Source organism: Pedobacter sp. CG_S7, from assembly GCF_040544395.1.
Classification (GTDB): Bacteria; Bacteroidota; Bacteroidia; order Sphingobacteriales; family Sphingobacteriaceae; genus Pedobacter.
The window spans coordinates 71,704-86,746 of the sequence record NZ_JBEONS010000015.1; the positions used below are offsets into that span (position 1 = coordinate 71,704).

Annotated in this window: 15 protein-coding genes; 9 read left to right on the plus strand and 6 right to left on the minus strand. The window is 38.5% G+C overall.

Features of this window, described 5'->3' with window-relative positions; all coding sequences use genetic code 11:
* Positions 1–123 precede the first annotated feature (123 nt).
* The 5 genes from AAKU52_RS09945 to rfbB are packed head-to-tail and all read left to right on the plus strand — an operon-like array spanning position 124 to position 5,094.
* A complete protein-coding gene (locus AAKU52_RS09945) occupies positions 124–1,434 on the plus strand; it encodes a UDP-glucose dehydrogenase family protein (protein WP_354332890.1) in 1,311 nt (436 codons plus the stop codon).
* A complete protein-coding gene (locus AAKU52_RS09950) occupies positions 1,434–2,423 on the plus strand; it encodes a UDP-glucuronic acid decarboxylase family protein (RefSeq protein WP_354332892.1) in 990 nt (329 codons plus the stop codon). Before AAKU52_RS09945 ends, AAKU52_RS09950 begins: the two co-directional genes overlap by 1 nt.
* A gap of 26 nt (positions 2,424–2,449) precedes the next feature.
* Positions 2,450–3,472 (plus strand): UDP-glucose 4-epimerase GalE, encoded by a 1,023-nt coding sequence (gene galE, locus AAKU52_RS09955; protein WP_354332894.1) that lies wholly within the window; start codon positions 2,450–2,452, stop codon positions 3,470–3,472.
* Positions 3,473–4,039, plus strand: coding sequence for a hypothetical protein (locus AAKU52_RS09960; RefSeq protein WP_354332897.1), 567 nt, complete (start codon positions 3,473–3,475; stop codon positions 4,037–4,039).
* 2 nt (positions 4,040–4,041) lie between these two features.
* Positions 4,042–5,094 (plus strand): dTDP-glucose 4,6-dehydratase, encoded by a 1,053-nt coding sequence (gene rfbB, locus AAKU52_RS09965; protein WP_354332899.1) that lies wholly within the window; start codon positions 4,042–4,044, stop codon positions 5,092–5,094.
* A 60-nt stretch (positions 5,095–5,154) separates the two neighbouring features.
* Here rfbB and AAKU52_RS09970 read toward each other — a convergent pair whose 3' ends face one another.
* Together AAKU52_RS09970 and AAKU52_RS09975 are read right to left on the minus strand one after the other, a co-directional pair.
* Positions 5,155–6,387, minus strand: a complete 1,233-nt coding sequence (locus AAKU52_RS09970) for an ABC transporter permease (RefSeq protein WP_354332901.1) — start codon at positions 6,385–6,387, stop codon at positions 5,155–5,157.
* A 100-nt stretch (positions 6,388–6,487) separates the two neighbouring features.
* Positions 6,488–6,841, minus strand: a complete 354-nt coding sequence (locus AAKU52_RS09975; RefSeq protein ID WP_354332904.1) for a HesB/IscA family protein — start codon at positions 6,839–6,841, stop codon at positions 6,488–6,490.
* 152 nt (positions 6,842–6,993) lie between these two features.
* Here AAKU52_RS09975 and AAKU52_RS09980 point away from each other — a divergent pair, with 152 nt between their 5' ends.
* Positions 6,994–8,541: an acyl-CoA mutase large subunit family protein gene (locus AAKU52_RS09980; protein WP_354332906.1), complete on the plus strand. Its 1,548-nt coding sequence runs from the start codon at positions 6,994–6,996 to the stop codon at positions 8,539–8,541.
* A gap of 194 nt (positions 8,542–8,735) precedes the next feature.
* Entirely contained in the window at positions 8,736–10,166 is a 1,431-nt protein-coding gene (gene dnaA, locus AAKU52_RS09985; protein ID WP_354332908.1) for a chromosomal replication initiator protein DnaA, read from the plus strand.
* On the opposite strand, the gene AAKU52_RS09990 is transcribed toward dnaA, so the two are convergent.
* From AAKU52_RS09990 to AAKU52_RS10005, 4 genes are all read right to left on the minus strand, one after another.
* A complete protein-coding gene (locus AAKU52_RS09990) occupies positions 10,163–10,711 on the minus strand; it encodes an NUDIX hydrolase (RefSeq protein ID WP_354332911.1) in 549 nt (182 codons plus the stop codon). The two genes, dnaA and AAKU52_RS09990, sit on opposite strands and share 4 nt — an antisense overlap.
* Positions 10,711–11,490 carry a TPM domain-containing protein gene (locus tag AAKU52_RS09995; protein ID WP_354332913.1) on the minus strand — a complete coding sequence of 260 codons (780 nt, stop codon included), beginning with the start codon at positions 11,488–11,490 and terminating at the stop codon, positions 10,711–10,713. The genes AAKU52_RS09990 and AAKU52_RS09995 overlap by 1 nt, the downstream gene beginning before the upstream one ends.
* Complete coding sequence (locus AAKU52_RS10000) at positions 11,490–11,936, minus strand: TPM domain-containing protein (RefSeq protein WP_354332915.1); 447 nt, start codon at positions 11,934–11,936, stop codon at positions 11,490–11,492. The genes AAKU52_RS09995 and AAKU52_RS10000 overlap by 1 nt, the downstream gene beginning before the upstream one ends.
* Positions 11,937–12,013: 77 nt before the next feature.
* Positions 12,014–12,598: a LemA family protein gene (locus AAKU52_RS10005; protein ID WP_354332917.1), complete on the minus strand. Its 585-nt coding sequence runs from the start codon at positions 12,596–12,598 to the stop codon at positions 12,014–12,016.
* An 85-nt stretch (positions 12,599–12,683) separates the two neighbouring features.
* Here AAKU52_RS10005 and AAKU52_RS10010 point away from each other — a divergent pair, with 85 nt between their 5' ends.
* Together AAKU52_RS10010 and AAKU52_RS10015 are read left to right on the plus strand one after the other, a co-directional pair.
* On the plus strand, positions 12,684–14,225 hold the full coding sequence (locus AAKU52_RS10010; protein WP_354332919.1) for an NAD(P)/FAD-dependent oxidoreductase: 1,542 nt from the start codon (positions 12,684–12,686) through the stop codon (positions 14,223–14,225).
* Between the two features lie 91 nt (positions 14,226–14,316).
* Complete coding sequence (locus tag AAKU52_RS10015; protein ID WP_354332923.1) at positions 14,317–14,676, plus strand: CoA-binding protein; 360 nt, start codon at positions 14,317–14,319, stop codon at positions 14,674–14,676.
* The last annotated feature ends 367 nt before the right edge of the window (positions 14,677–15,043 follow it).

Sequence of the window (15,043 nt, forward strand, 5' to 3'; positions counted from 1 at the left end):
ATCTTCGCCGAAGATACTTTATTAAATTAAAACTCTACTAATATATGAGAAACACAAGTTCCGGTACTATTATTTATAGATCAGTGCTGCTTTTCTCTAATCAACTTAAATCCTTTTTATTTTATGAAAATTGCTGTAATCGGAACAGGATATGTCGGTTTAGTTACCGGAACATGCCTTGCGGAAACTGGTAACGATGTTATCTGTGTAGATATTGATAAAGCTAAGGTGCAGAACATGCAAAATGGAATTATTCCTATTTACGAACCTGGCTTGGATGTATTATTTTTGAGGAACATTGTTCAAAAGAGATTAACTTTTACTACTGATCTTGCCAGTGCTATTAAAGATGCGCAGATTATTTTCATGGCATTACCAACACCTCCGGGTGGTGACGGTGCTGCAGATCTTTCCTATATTTTAGGCGCTGCAAAAGATATTTCTAAACTGGTTACGGAATACAAAGTTATTGTTAATAAGTCTACCGTCCCCGTTGGTACCGCTGATAAAGTTCAAGCCGTGTTTGCAGAAAATACAGCTGTAGAAATCGATGTGGTCTCTAACCCTGAGTTTTTGCGTGAGGGTGTGGCTGTTGAAGATTTTATGAAACCTGACCGTGTGGTTATTGGTACTAGAAGTGAAAAAGCCCAAAAGCTAATGGCTGAGTTATATGGCCCTTATGTACGTCAGGGAAATCCCATCTTATTTATGGATGAGCGTTCTTCTGAACTGACAAAATATGCGGCTAACTCTTTTCTAGCTACAAAAATTACTTTCATGAACGAAGTCGCTAATTTATGTGAAATTGTTGGTGCAGATGTTGATGCGGTACGTAAAGGGATAGGCTCTGATGACCGTATTGGGAAAAGATTTTTGTTCCCTGGTATTGGTTATGGTGGCAGTTGTTTCCCAAAAGATGTACAGGCATTGGCCAAATCTGCTGAAGAGCATAAATATAACTTCCAGATCCTGAAAGCGGTAATGGATGTTAACGAAAAACAAAAGATAATATTGGTCGATAAAGTATTAAAATATTATAAAGGTGATGTCAAAGGAAAGCATTTTGCACTTTGGGGTTTAGCATTTAAACCAGAAACTGACGACATCCGCGAAGCTCCAGCTTTATACATCATCGATCATTTAATTAAACATGGCGCTACCGTTACGGCTTTTGATCCTGAAGGCATGGCCAATGTGAAAAAAGTAGCCGGAGATAAAATAAAATACGCGGCGAACCAATATGAAGCGTTAGAGAAAGCAGATGCTTTATTAATTGCTACGGAATGGTCTGTTTTTAGAAATCCTGATTTTGAAAGAATGGAGGCCGCATTGGCAAGTAAAGTTATTTTTGATGGAAGAAACCTGTATGATCTTCAAAAAATGATTGATCTGGGTTATTATTATAACAGTATAGGACGAAAATTAATTAGTTAATGAAACGAAAGAGAATATTAATTACCGGTGCAGCTGGTTTTTTGGGGTCACATTTGTGTGATCGATTTATAAAGGAAGGGTATTTTGTTATCGGTATGGATAACTTGATCACTGGTGATTTACATAATATCGAGCATCTTTTTAAGCTGGAGAATTTTGAATTTTACCATCATGATATTTCAACATTTATCTATGTATCGGGTCCTCTCGATTATATCTTGCACTTTGCCTCACCTGCCAGTCCGATCGACTATTTAAAGATTCCTATTCAAACGTTAAAGGTAAGTTCTTTGGGTACGCACAACTTACTTGGCGTAGCCAAAAGTAAGGGTGCCAGGATGCTCATTGCTTCTACTTCAGAAGTATATGGTGATCCTAATGTAAATCCTCAACCAGAAGAATATTGGGGTAATGTAAATCCTGTTGGTCCGCGTGGTGTTTATGATGAAGCTAAACGTTTCCAGGAAGCCATGACCATGGCTTACCATACTTTTCATGGTTTGGAAACCCGCATTGTAAGAATATTTAATACGTACGGACCAAGAATGCGCCTGAACGACGGGCGTGTATTACCTGCTTTTATTGGTCAGGCTTTACGTGGTGAGGACCTAACTGTTTTTGGCGATGGTTCACAAACCCGTTCCTTCTGTTATGTTGATGATTTAATTGAAGGAATTTACCGTTTGTTGCTGAGTGATTATGCACAGCCGATGAACATTGGTAACCCTGATGAAATTACGATCAAACAGTTTGGCGAGGAAATTATTAAACTGACGGGAACCAACCAAAAGCTGGTTTTAAGAGACCTCCCTGTGGATGATCCTAAACAACGCAGGCCTGACATTACCAAAGCCAGGGAGATTTTAGGTTGGGAACCCAAAGTGAATAGGGCAGACGGACTTAAGATTACTTATGACTATTTTAAATCCTTACCGAAAGAAGCATTATTTAATAAAGACCATAAGGATTTTACTACCTACAATAAATAAATATTTTGCAACCTACACCATAAAAAATGTCTAAAATATTAGTTACCGGTGGTACCGGTTTTATTGGCTCTCATACCGTAGTTGAACTACACAATGCAGGCTACGAAGTGATCATAGTGGATAATTTTTCTAATTCCAATCCTAAAATTTTAACGCAGCTAGAGAAAATCATAGGTAAAAAGCCTAAGTTCTTTGAATTAGACTTATGTGATGAGGTTAAAGTAAAAGAATTTGTACAGAACAATCTAGACATTACCGGTGTTATTCATTTTGCTGCTTATAAGGCAGTAGGTGAATCTGTGCAACAACCATTAAAATATTACAGAAACAATTTCTATTCGTTGATCAATGTGATCAATGCGTTCAACTCAACGATAGACTTGGTATTTTCATCTTCTTGTACCGTTTATGGTCAGCCTGATGATTTGCCGGTTACCGAGGCTGCACCCGTTAAAAAAGCAGAGTCTCCTTATGGTAATACTAAACAAATAGCAGAAGAAATTTTACAGGAAACCTGTGCCGTAAAACCTGCTTTTAGGGTTACTTCATTGCGTTATTTCAATCCTGTTGGTGCTCATCATACATCTTTAATCGGTGAATTGCCTATTGGTGTACCTCAAAACCTCGTTCCTTTCATTACACAATCTGCCATTGGTAAACGTGGGCCAATTACCGTTTATGGCAATGATTATCCTACGCCTGATGGGAGTGCTATCAGAGATTACATTCATGTAGTTGATTTGGCAAAGGCACATGTTGCTGCCATTAAAAGAATGGAAAGCAAGAAAGCAGTTGCTAACTATGAGGTGTTTAATTTAGGTACTGGCAAAGGATCATCTGTTTTAGAGATCATTCAGGCATTTGAGAAATCTACAAACCAAAAATTAAATTATACCATAGGCGCCAGAAGAGAAGGTGATATTGAACAAGTTTGGGGTGATGTCACTAAATCTGCTAATGAATTAGGCTGGAAAGCGGAACTTGACATTGATGAAATGATGCTTTCTGCCTGGAACTGGGAGAAATATTTGAATGATAATCCATTTTAAATGATATTAAGGGAGCATAAGGACTTAAAGAATGCCATTATTGAAATTCCTCCAAAGGAAAAAGATAAACTATTTCTCCGCTTAATTGCAAAAGATAAAGTTTTAACTGAACACCTGCATTTTAAATTATTGGAAGATGAGCAGGATTTAGCGGCAAGACACCTGCTACTGAAAAACGAGATTGATGAAGCCATTGCGCTTTTAAAGCTTGATAAAAAGTTGTCATCAAAAGATACTTTAGCAGCGTTTAGAAAATTAAATGGACAGATTAATCACCATTACAAAGTGACAAAAGCAGTAAACAGTGAAGTAGAGCTGCGCATCTACTTGCTCAACAGTGTACCTTTGGTGTTTAATGAAAATGTGTTTTCATTTTTGTATAAATATCAGGAAAAATTAACAACTTACTTTTTAAGAACTACGCTGTCTGTTTTTAATAAATACAAGAAATTGCATGAAGACTGGCAGTTTGATTTGCAAGAAAATCTTAATGCGCTATTAAACAAAGTAAACCATAGCAAGTTAGCCCATGCCGCGCAGGATATGGGTTTGCCGAAAGAATTATAAAAATGAAGAAAATCTTAATCACAGGTGGTGCCGGATTTATTGGATCCCATGTTGTACGCCGTTTTGTAAACAATTATCCTGAATACCAGATTGTCAATTTAGATAAGCTTACTTATGCGGGTAACCTGGCTAATTTGACAGCTATCGAAGACAAACCTAATTATAGTTTTGTAAGGGCTGACATCACCGATGCGCTTGAAATGAATGAACTCTTTAGGAAAGAAAACTTTGATGCCGTTATTCATTTGGCAGCAGAATCTCACGTCGACAGGTCAATTACTGATCCTACAGCTTTTGTAATGACCAACGTTATTGGAACTGTTAACTTATTAAATGCGGTGAGAGAATTTTGGAAAGGCGATTATGACAAGAAGCGTTTCTATCATGTTTCTACAGATGAGGTGTATGGTGCACTCGGCGAAACCGGAATGTTTACAGAAACTACCGCCTACGATCCACATAGTCCATACTCGGCATCCAAAGCAAGTTCTGATCATTTTGTGCGTGCTTATCATGACACTTATGGTCTGGATGTGGTGATCTCTAATTGTTCTAATAACTACGGATCTCACCATTTTCCGGAAAAATTAATCCCTCTGGCTATTAATAACTTGAAAAGTGGTAAGCCGGTTCCTATTTATGGTAAGGGCGAGAACATAAGAGACTGGTTATGGGTTGAAGACCATGCACGTGCCATTGACTTAATTTTCCATGAGTCTAAACCGGGTGAAACCTTCAATATTGGCGGCCATAACGAATGGAAGAATATTGACCTTATTCATTTGTTGTGCAAAATTATGGATAAGAAACTGGGTAGGGAAGCTGGCGAATCGGCTAAGTTGATTACCTATGTAACCGACCGTGCTGGTCACGATTTGCGCTATGCCATTGATTCTACTAAACTTCAACAACAATTAGGTTGGGTACCAAGCTTGCAATTTGAAGAAGGGTTGGAAAAAACGGTTGATTGGTATTTAGAAAATGAAGAATGGTTAACTAATGTTACTTCAGGAAATTACCAGGCTTATTATGAAACACAATATGTAGGCAGATAAAATACCGCCTGCTTACCCTTTTGCTGTTTTTCAGAAAGTGGGTAAGCAGGCTTATTAATACTATTCATACCTCAATGCCTCTACAGGGTCAAGTTTTGATGCTTTTTTAGCAGGGTAATAACCTGATATTACACCAACTATTACACATAAGCCAAATCCGCCTATTATAAAAAGCCATGGGATGATAAAAGAGCCTCCCATCATTAAAGAGATCGCATTTCCTAATAAAATACCTAATAAAATTCCTAATGCTCCTCCCATCAAACAGATGACTACCGCTTCAATAAGAAATTGTTTTCTGATAACTGATGGATTTGCGCCAATTGCTTTACGGATACCTATCTCCCTGGTGCGCTCGGTAACAGAAACCAGCATAATGTTCATCAAACCAATTGATGCACCAATAAGGGTAATTACACCTATAGCAACGCCACCTATTGCAATAAAAGCTAGGTTTTCAAACAATGTTTGCGCAACGGCATCGCTTTTTGTAATTTCAAAATTAGCCGTTGCTGTCGTTTTTAATTTCCTTATGTTCCTGAATTCTGCTGTAGCTTCGCCAATAATATTTTCGAGCATGTCGTTGTTGGGCACCATGACGGTGATGGTATAAGAGGGGTCTGAACTGGAATTGATTAATTTTGCTTTCAATAGCGGTACATAAACTGCCCTATCTCCACTAAAACCCATGCTGGAGCCTTTAGAAACTAAAACACCAATCACTTTTAAACGGTTGTTGCCAACATGAATTACTTTATCTATAGCACTCTTGTCCTTAAATAAGGATTTGCTGATCTCGCTTCCGATAATACAAACATTATTACCTTGAGTGACTTCTGTTGTGCTAAAATTACGTCCTAAAGCAAGGTCTAAACCCTGTGATACCAGACCATTTTCATCAACACCCTGTATGCTGATGTTAGGATTAGTTTTCTCTGTTCCATATTTTACAGTAGAACCACCACTAGCCCTTACGCTCACTGCTACCGTAGCTGCAGTATTCAGTCGGTCTTTAAATTCCAACGCCTCTTCATAACGTATTGATTTGAAAGGTTTTGGTCTTTGTCCTGGATTACCTACCCTGATGCCAGATCCACGGTTCCTAATGGTAAATGAATTAGCTCCCATACTTGAAAAAGCCTCTGTCATGCTTTTTTCTACCGCATCCAAGGTAGTTAATATCCCAACCAATGCAGATAAACCAATGGCAATGATCAATGCGGTGAGCATTGTTCTTAAACGGTTACTCTTTATTGATTGAATTGCCAGTCTGACATTTTCGCTATTAGTCATTTTCCAGGTTTAATTACTTTTAGGGATACAAAATAAAAAGTCCCGTTGTTTAGACAACGGGACTTCCTTAAATGTTACAAATATTTTATAGAAAAGAAATTTATACTGAAAAACTTGTTCCACAACCACAAGAGCTTGCAGCGTTAGGATTACTGAAAGTAAATCCTCTTGAGTTTAAGCCATCCTGCCAATCTACCTGCATGCCCATTAAGTACATTTGGTGTGCTTTATTCATGAAAACGTTAATGCCATCAATGATAAATTCCTGATCACCTTCTTTTTTCTGGTCAAAGCCTAAAACATAACTCATTCCCGAGCAGCCTCCACCTTCAACGCCTACCCTTAAACCAAAGTCTTCAGCAATCTCTTGTTGATCTTTTAATTTAAATAGTTCTTTAACGGCGTTTTCTGTAAATGTTACGGGTGCAAATGCTGTATCAACTGTATTACTCATGTTATTTCAATTTAGGAATAACAAAGATAAATAAATTGTACATTTTTGTACTCGTAGTTGGCTAATTATTACGGTATTTAAACAAATTAGCCAACTACTCCATTTTATTGCCGGTGGGTTCGTTAAAAAGGCATTTCTCAATGATCATCATTATGGATAATAAAAAAATTACAACCACCTCTGGTATTGAAATAAAAGCACTTTATAATACTTCAAAACCTGTTTTGGAAGCACCAGGCGAGTTTCCTTTTACCCGGGGCATACAAAAAGACATGTATCGTGGCCGTTTATGGACTATGCGGCAGTATGCTGGCTTTTCTACAGCAGAAGAATCGAACAAGCGCTATCATTACCTGTTGAATCAAGGCACCACAGGACTATCGGTTGCTTTCGATTTACCAACTCAAATTGGCTACGATTCTGATCATGATATGTCCGAAGGAGAGGTGGGTAAAGTTGGTGTCGCCATTGATTCTTTAAAAGACATCGAACGCTTATTTGATGGTATTGAGCTCCAGAAAATCACCACCTCAATGACCATCAATGCCACAGCAGGTATTTTATTGGCCATGTACATTGCATTAGCAAAAAAACAAGGGGCAGACCTCAAACAAATTTCAGGTACCATACAGAATGATATTCTGAAGGAATATGCCGCAAGAGGGACTTATATCTATCCTCCAAAGCAATCCATGCGTATTATAACTGATATTTTTGAATATTGTAGTAAAGAAGTACCCAAATGGAATACCATTTCTATTTCAGGGTATCACATTAGGGAAGCAGGGTCTTCGGCGGTGCAGGAATTGGCTTTTACCCTGTCTAATGGCAAGGCTTATCTCCATGCAGCTTTAGAAAAAGGGTTGGATATCAATGTTTTTGCCAAGCGCTTGTCGTTTTTTTTTAACTGTCATAATAATTTCTTTGAAGAAATAGCAAAGTTCAGAGCTGCCAGAAGAATGTGGGCAAATATAACCAGATCACTGGGGGCAACAGAGTTGAAAGCACAAATGATGCGTTTTCATACCCAAACGGGTGGCTCTACTTTAACTGCACAGCAGCCCTTAAACAATGTAATCAGGGTTACCAACCAAGCCATGGCAGCGGTCCTTGGCGGCACTCAGTCGCTGCATACCAATGGATATGATGAAGCCTTAACTTTACCTACAGAGGCGGCAGCAAAAATTGCCCTGCGTACCCAACAGGTAATTGCTTTTGAAAGTGGGGTAACCGATACCGTTGATCCATTGGCGGGTTCTTATTTTGTAGAAGCTTTAACCGACGAAATTGAAGCTGCCGCGCAATTGTATATTGATAAAATTGATGTTATGGGTGGTGCTGTTACCGCCATAGAGAATGGCTACATTCAGAATGAGATTGCAAACGCTGCCTATCAGTACCAATTAGAAGTAGAGGCTGGCAGCCGTGTAATTGTGGGTGTTAATAAGTTTACTCAAGAGAAAGAGGGGATAACTGATGTAATGCGAATCGACGAATCTATCAGAACCATTCAAACCGAAAAACTGAACCAGTTAAAACTGGAAAGAAATCAGGATGCCGTTGATCATGCATTGTTAAATTTAAAAGTGGCAGCACAGGGCACTGAAAATCTGATGCCTTTTGTTTTAACTGCCGTGGAGGCTTATGCTACTCTAGGTGAAATTTCGGATACTTTACGTAATGTTTTTGGGGAATATTAAAAGTATGTTAAAAAATAGTTATCCACACAAAAAATTTAAGTTAACAATGATATACTCTTGCGGTATAGGTACTTACCAAATACTTTAAAATTATGTTTAAAATGTTGATAATTTTTTGAATATTCGAGGTGTAAAAAAGGTCGAGTATTTAAGCTCTCATCGACTCTGAAAACCAACATTTTAGAGAAATTGCCATGGAAAAATCTAGTACTGAAGTTTGGAATAGTTGCCTCCAAATAATAAAAGATAACATTCCTACCCAAAGTTTCAAGACTTGGTTCGAACCAATATCTGCTTTAAAATTGGATGGTCATGTTTTAACTATTCAAGTACCTAGCTTATTTTTTTATGAATGGTTAGAAGAGCATTATGTAGGTCTTTTACGTAAAACGGTGAAGAAGCATTTGGGTGAAGAAGGCAGGCTGGAATATAACATTGTGGTCGACAAATCTTCTAACAGTGGCTCGCCTTACACCACCAATATGCCTTCTAATGGAAATGGCGCTGCAGCTAAATTGCAGTCCATGTCTATGCCGATTACTATTAATAAAGATATTAAAAACCCATTCATTATACCCGGACTAAAAAAGATGAATGTAGACCCACAGTTGAACCCTAATTATACTTTTGATAGTTATATAGAGGGCGATTGTAACCGACTGGCCAGGTCTGCCGGATTTGCTGTAGCGGCAAAGCCTGGTGGTACTTCCTTCAATCCTTTAATGATCTATGGGGGCGTAGGTTTGGGTAAAACACATTTAGCCCAGGCAATTGGCAACGAAATTAAATCAAGCCTTCCAGATAAACTGGTCATCTACGTTTCTTGTGAAAAGTTTTGCCAGCAATTTGTAGACTCTTTAAAAAACAATACCATCAATGATTTTGTGAACTTTTACCAGGCTATGGACGTGATTATCATGGATGATGTACATAACTTTGCCGGTAAAGAAAAAACACAGGATATCTTTTTTCATATCTTTAATCACTTGCATCAATCTGGAAAACAGGTAATCCTGACTTCTGATAAATCGCCTAAAGATTTGTCTGGTCTGGAAGAGCGTTTATTGAGCCGTTTTAAATGGGGCTTGTCTGCAGATCTGCAGATTCCTGATTTTGAAACCCGCATTGCCATTTTAAGAAAGAAGATGTATGCCGATGGTATTGAACTGCCCTTAGAAGTGGTGGAATATGTAGCTCATAACATTGATAACAATGTAAGGGAATTAGAGGGGGCAATGGTTTCTCTGCTGGCCCAATCTACTTTAAATAAAAAGGAGATTGATTTAGCGCTGGCAAGGCAAATGCTTAAAAATTTTATTAAAAATACTTCCAAAGAAATTTCAATGGAAATTATTCAAAAATTGGTTTGTGAGTATTTTGAAGTTCCGATAGAAATGGTTAAATCGCCTACACGTAAAAGGGAAATTGTACAGGCACGCCAAATTTCAATGTACCTTGCTAAAAGTCATACTAAATCTTCGTTGAAATCAATAGGTGCTTTTTTTGGCGGTAGAGATCACTCTACGGTTATTTATGCTTGCCAAACCGTAGAGGATCTGATTGATACCGATAAGAAATTTAAAGGATATGTAACTGATATCCAAAAGAAGTTAGTGTTGAGTTAAAAAGCACCCAACTTGATTAATCCATAAAAGAGCGCAGCAGAATGTAAAGCCTGGTCTATTTTATTATCCAGGAGCAGTTGCTTCACCTCGGCTATGGTATATTCTTCCACATTTAAAATCTCATGTTCGTCAAGATTCTGCTCGTGTGTCAATGTTCCTCCTGTTAAGAGGTAAGTAAAGGTGCTGTTGTTTGATGTTGCCGGGTTAGGGTACAGGGTAGCAATTAATTCTGCCTTTTCAAATGAATAACCTGTTTCTTCAAGCAATTCTCTTCTTACGCCAGTTTCCGAATCTTCATCGCCATCCATCACTCCACCTGGAATCTCCAGCGAAACAATGTCTGCTGCATGCCTGTACTGTCGTACCAAAATGATCTTATTATCTTTAGTTACTGCAATGGCATTTACCCAGTTTGAGTATTCCAATACGAAATAGTCATCTTTTACCGTGCCATTTTGTAACTTACAGGTATCAACTCTTAAAGTTGCCCATTTTTCTTTCACCAAATACCTTGAAGAAAGTTTCTGCCATTTTAATATTTCCATTACCAGCTGCCTGAGCTACCTCCACCGCCAAAACTTCCACCACCAAAACCGCCGAACCCGCCGCCGCCACTACTGCCGCCGCCCTGTCCTCCGCCAAAACCACCTCCGCCACCAGAACGACCAGCAACACCACCAAGGAGCATGCTCCAGAACAATGCGTCTGCTACCCCACGACCACCGATAACCTGACTTCCGCCATTGCCACCGCCTTTGCGGATGATAATGATAATAACCACAATGATAATGATGATAATCGGTATGGCTGAAGCTGGGTTTCTTTTTGCCTTTTTAGGGTTTTCATTTTTATACTCCCCCTTGGTATAGCTGATGATTGCATTGGTTCCTGATGCTAGTCCGCCGTAATAATCACCTGCCTTAAAATAAGGTTTAATGTCATTTTCAATAATTCTTTTGGTATAAACGTCGGGCAAAGCACCCTCCAGTCCGTACCCCGATTGTATCGAAATTTTCCGGTCGCCCAGGCCTACCACAATCATAATTCCGGTGTTCTTTTTTGCACCTACACCCCATTTTCTGCCCAATTCAAGTGCATATTCGTTGATGTCATATCCGCCAACGGATTTTACAATAGCAATGGCAATTTGAATGGATGTAGTATCATCAAAAGCTACCAATTTATCTTCCAGTTGTTGGATTTGTGCGGCAGATAAAGTACCGGTATAATCATTAATTAATTTAGTTGGCTTTGCAGGGAAATCCTGTGCAAAACCAAGGTTAGTTAGAAAGACTAATAAAAGAAGTAATATTGTTTTTTTCATTATTTAATGGCTTTAGGTGATTCCATATAAATAATATCATTTGGTAATTCATTGATATCTCCGCCTTTATAAGGGAAAAAGATCGCTAGTTTTTCAGCAACTAATCTTATGCCTGCAATTAATCCTTCTGCCAGGTTTCCACCAGCAAAATGGGCTTTCATAGCCACCTGGGTAGTTTCCCAAAAATCTGGTGGTACCACTTTGTTGATCCCACTGTCACCGATAATAGCAAATTTATGATCTTCGTTCGCCAGGTAGATTAATACACCATTGTGTTCACTTGTTTTATCCATACCGAACTTTTTAAAATAACTGGCAGCAGTTTCTAAGGCATCTCCGTTGCAGTGCTTATCAATTGCAATCCTGATTTCACCTGAAGTGAGCTTTTCTGCATCTGCAATAGTCGTTGAAATCAATTCTTGTTCTTGTTCATTAAAAAGTGTCATAATTTTTTTATAAGATAAGGGTAATGAAGTTTTTATATATAAACGTTCATTACCCTGTAAAAGTCATGTGTGCTTTATTAGAATTGTACTTTAGGTGCGTTTTGTGCTCCTGCATCAGCTTTAAAGCCAGTTTTTTGACCAAATCCAAACAGGCCAGCGGTAAGGTTATTAGGGAAAGACCTTACTTTGGTGTTATACACTTGAACCGATTCGTTAAAATCTTTACGAGCTACAGCAATACGGTTTTCCGTTCCTTCTAATTGTGCAGAAAGATCGCTGAATTGTTGTGTTGCTTTTAATTCAGGGTAATTTTCGGTAAGAACCATTAAACGACCTAATGCCTGGGTTATCTGACCCTGAGCTGCCTGGTATTTTCCGATATTTTCTGTCGTTAATTTATCTGGGTCGATCGTAATTTGACTTGCTTTTGATCTGGCTTCAATAACCTGAGTTAAGGTTTCTTTCTCAAAATTTGCAGCGCCTTTAACGGTACTTACTAAATTGGGTATTAAATCTGATCGGCGCTGGTATTGTGTTTCTACCTGATTCCACTTGGTTTTTACGTCTTCATCCATTTTTATCAGGTTATTGTATCCATTACAACTGCTGAATGCGATAAATACCAATAGGAAGCCTACTACGATTAAAACTATTTTTTTCATTTTTTTCTGTTTAACGGTTAATTTACAGATTAGATTGCAATTTCTGTACCTTTGTTACTATTCAGGATAAAAACCTGACAATTTTATGCAAATAGATATTGAAATTAAGCTCTTTCCAGCTGATATTGACCAAGACGAAATTTTAAGGAAAAGCTGTGCTACAGCGTTAAATGTTCCCATTTCAAGTATTAAGGGCTATAAAATCTTAAAAAGATCCATTGATGCCAGGTCAAAGCAAGTTGTTTATCGTTTACAAGTAAAAGTTTATTTAGACGAGCCATTTCTGGCAGATATTAAACAGATTCACTATCAAAATGTCAGTAACAGGAAACCTGTTTTAATTGTTGGCGCTGGTCCGGCGGGACTGTTTGCTGCACTTCAATGTATAGAGAATGGTTTTAAACCCATTATTCTGGAACGTGGTAAAGATGTGAAACAGCGCCGGAGAGATCTTGCGGCGATCAATAAAGAAGGTATTGTAAATACCGAATCAAATTACTGCTACGGTGAAGGTGGTGCAGGAACATATTCGGATGGCAAATTATATACCCGTTCTAATAAACGTGGTGATATCAATAAGGTGCTGGAAGCTTTCGTGCAGCATGGGGCTACAGCTGATATTTTGATCGACGCCCGGCCTCATATTGGCACCAACAAATTACCATTAATTATTACCGCTATAAGAGAAACGCTTTTAAATGCTGGTGCTGAAGTTCGCTTTGATCAAAAAATGACGGATCTGCTGGTTGAGTTTGGTAAAGTTAAAGGTGTTGTTGTTAATGGCGAAGAAAAAATCTATGCAGATGCCGTTATTTTAGCTACCGGCCATTCTGCAAGGGATGTTTATGAATTGCTTAATCGGAAAAATATCCTGGTTGAGGCTAAGCCTTTTGCCCTTGGTGTTCGCATAGAACATCCGCAGGCCATCATTGATGCGGCACAATACCATTGCGATATCCGCAGTGAATTTTTGCCCCCAGCTTATTACAGCCTGGTGGAACAGGTGGTCGATAGAGGGGTTTTTTCTTTCTGTATGTGCCCTGGCGGTATTATTGCGCCTTGTGCTACTTACGAAAACGAAATTGTGGTTAACGGTTGGTCTCCTTCTAAAAGAAATAATCCTTTTGCAAATTCAGGAACGGTAGTGCAGGTTGGTCTTGATGATGTGAAGGGTGATCATCCTTTGAGGATGATGCATTTCCAGGCAGCTATCGAAAGACAGGCTTTTGCATTGGGTGGAGGTAATTTAGTTGCCCCCGCACAGCGAATGGTTGATTTTGTGGAGAACAGGCTGTCTGTTGATCTTCCTAAAAACTCTTACTTGCCTGGTACCAAAGCTGTAGTCCTTGATGAAACTTTACCTGCTTTTGTTGCAGAAAGCCTTAGGGCAGCATTGCCACTTTTCGGGAAAAAGATGAAGGGTTATTATACCAATGAGGCGATTTTGGTAGGGGTAGAGAGTCGTAGTTCTTCTCCAGTGCGCATTCCCAGAGATAAAGAAACTTTTCAACATCCGCAGGTAGCTGGCTTATTTCCTTGTGCTGAAGGTGCAGGCTATGCCGGAGGTATCGTTTCTGCTGCTATTGATGGTATTAATTGTGCAAATGCAGTATTGAAATTCTTGTAATCCAAACATTATTTCTGCTAGGAGTGTTGGTTGTTTGTATTTTAAAGTCCAGTCTTCGTAGTAGGACTACATATTTTTAAATCATTAAATGATGAAAAAGACGTTGATTATTGGGGCTTCTCCTAACCCGACAAGATATGCTTATAAAGCAGCCCACATGTTAAAGGCAAAAGGGCATGACTTTATCAATATTGGCATTAAAAAAGGAACCGTCGCAGGGGTTGAAATCGAAGAACCTGGCGCTGTTTATGCTGATATTGATACCATTACTTTATATATCGGCCCTGCGCTACAGTCAGTTTATTATGATTATATTCTTAAAACTAACCCGAAAAGAGTAATCTTTAATCCCGGCACCGAAAATGACGAGTTGGAGCTTTTAATTAAAGCGCAGCGCATTGAGGTGTTGGAAGCCTGTACATTGGTTTTATTGTCAACCGGCCAGTATTAATTACTTCATCTTAAATCTTAGCGGCATCCTGCTCTTTGCAATTCATTAATTCTGGTGCTGATTAATCTTTTGCTTTTTTTTTAATGGGAAACCGGGCTTATTGTCATTGGCTAATTTAGGGTTAACGCAATGTTAACGCAATAGTAACGCAATGGTAGTGCAATGTTAACCCAATCAAAGATTGGGTTAACATTGGCTTTTATTTGTGCTAATTGTGTTCATTTGTCGTGCATACCCTTTCTTTTCACCTTGCTATTATTCTGGCACATCTCAAGACCGTTGCAAGGCAATATGTGATTTAACTAATTGATTAACAATAAATTACACTTGTTTTTTTTGTTATTTAGGATATTTTTATGTATTTTAG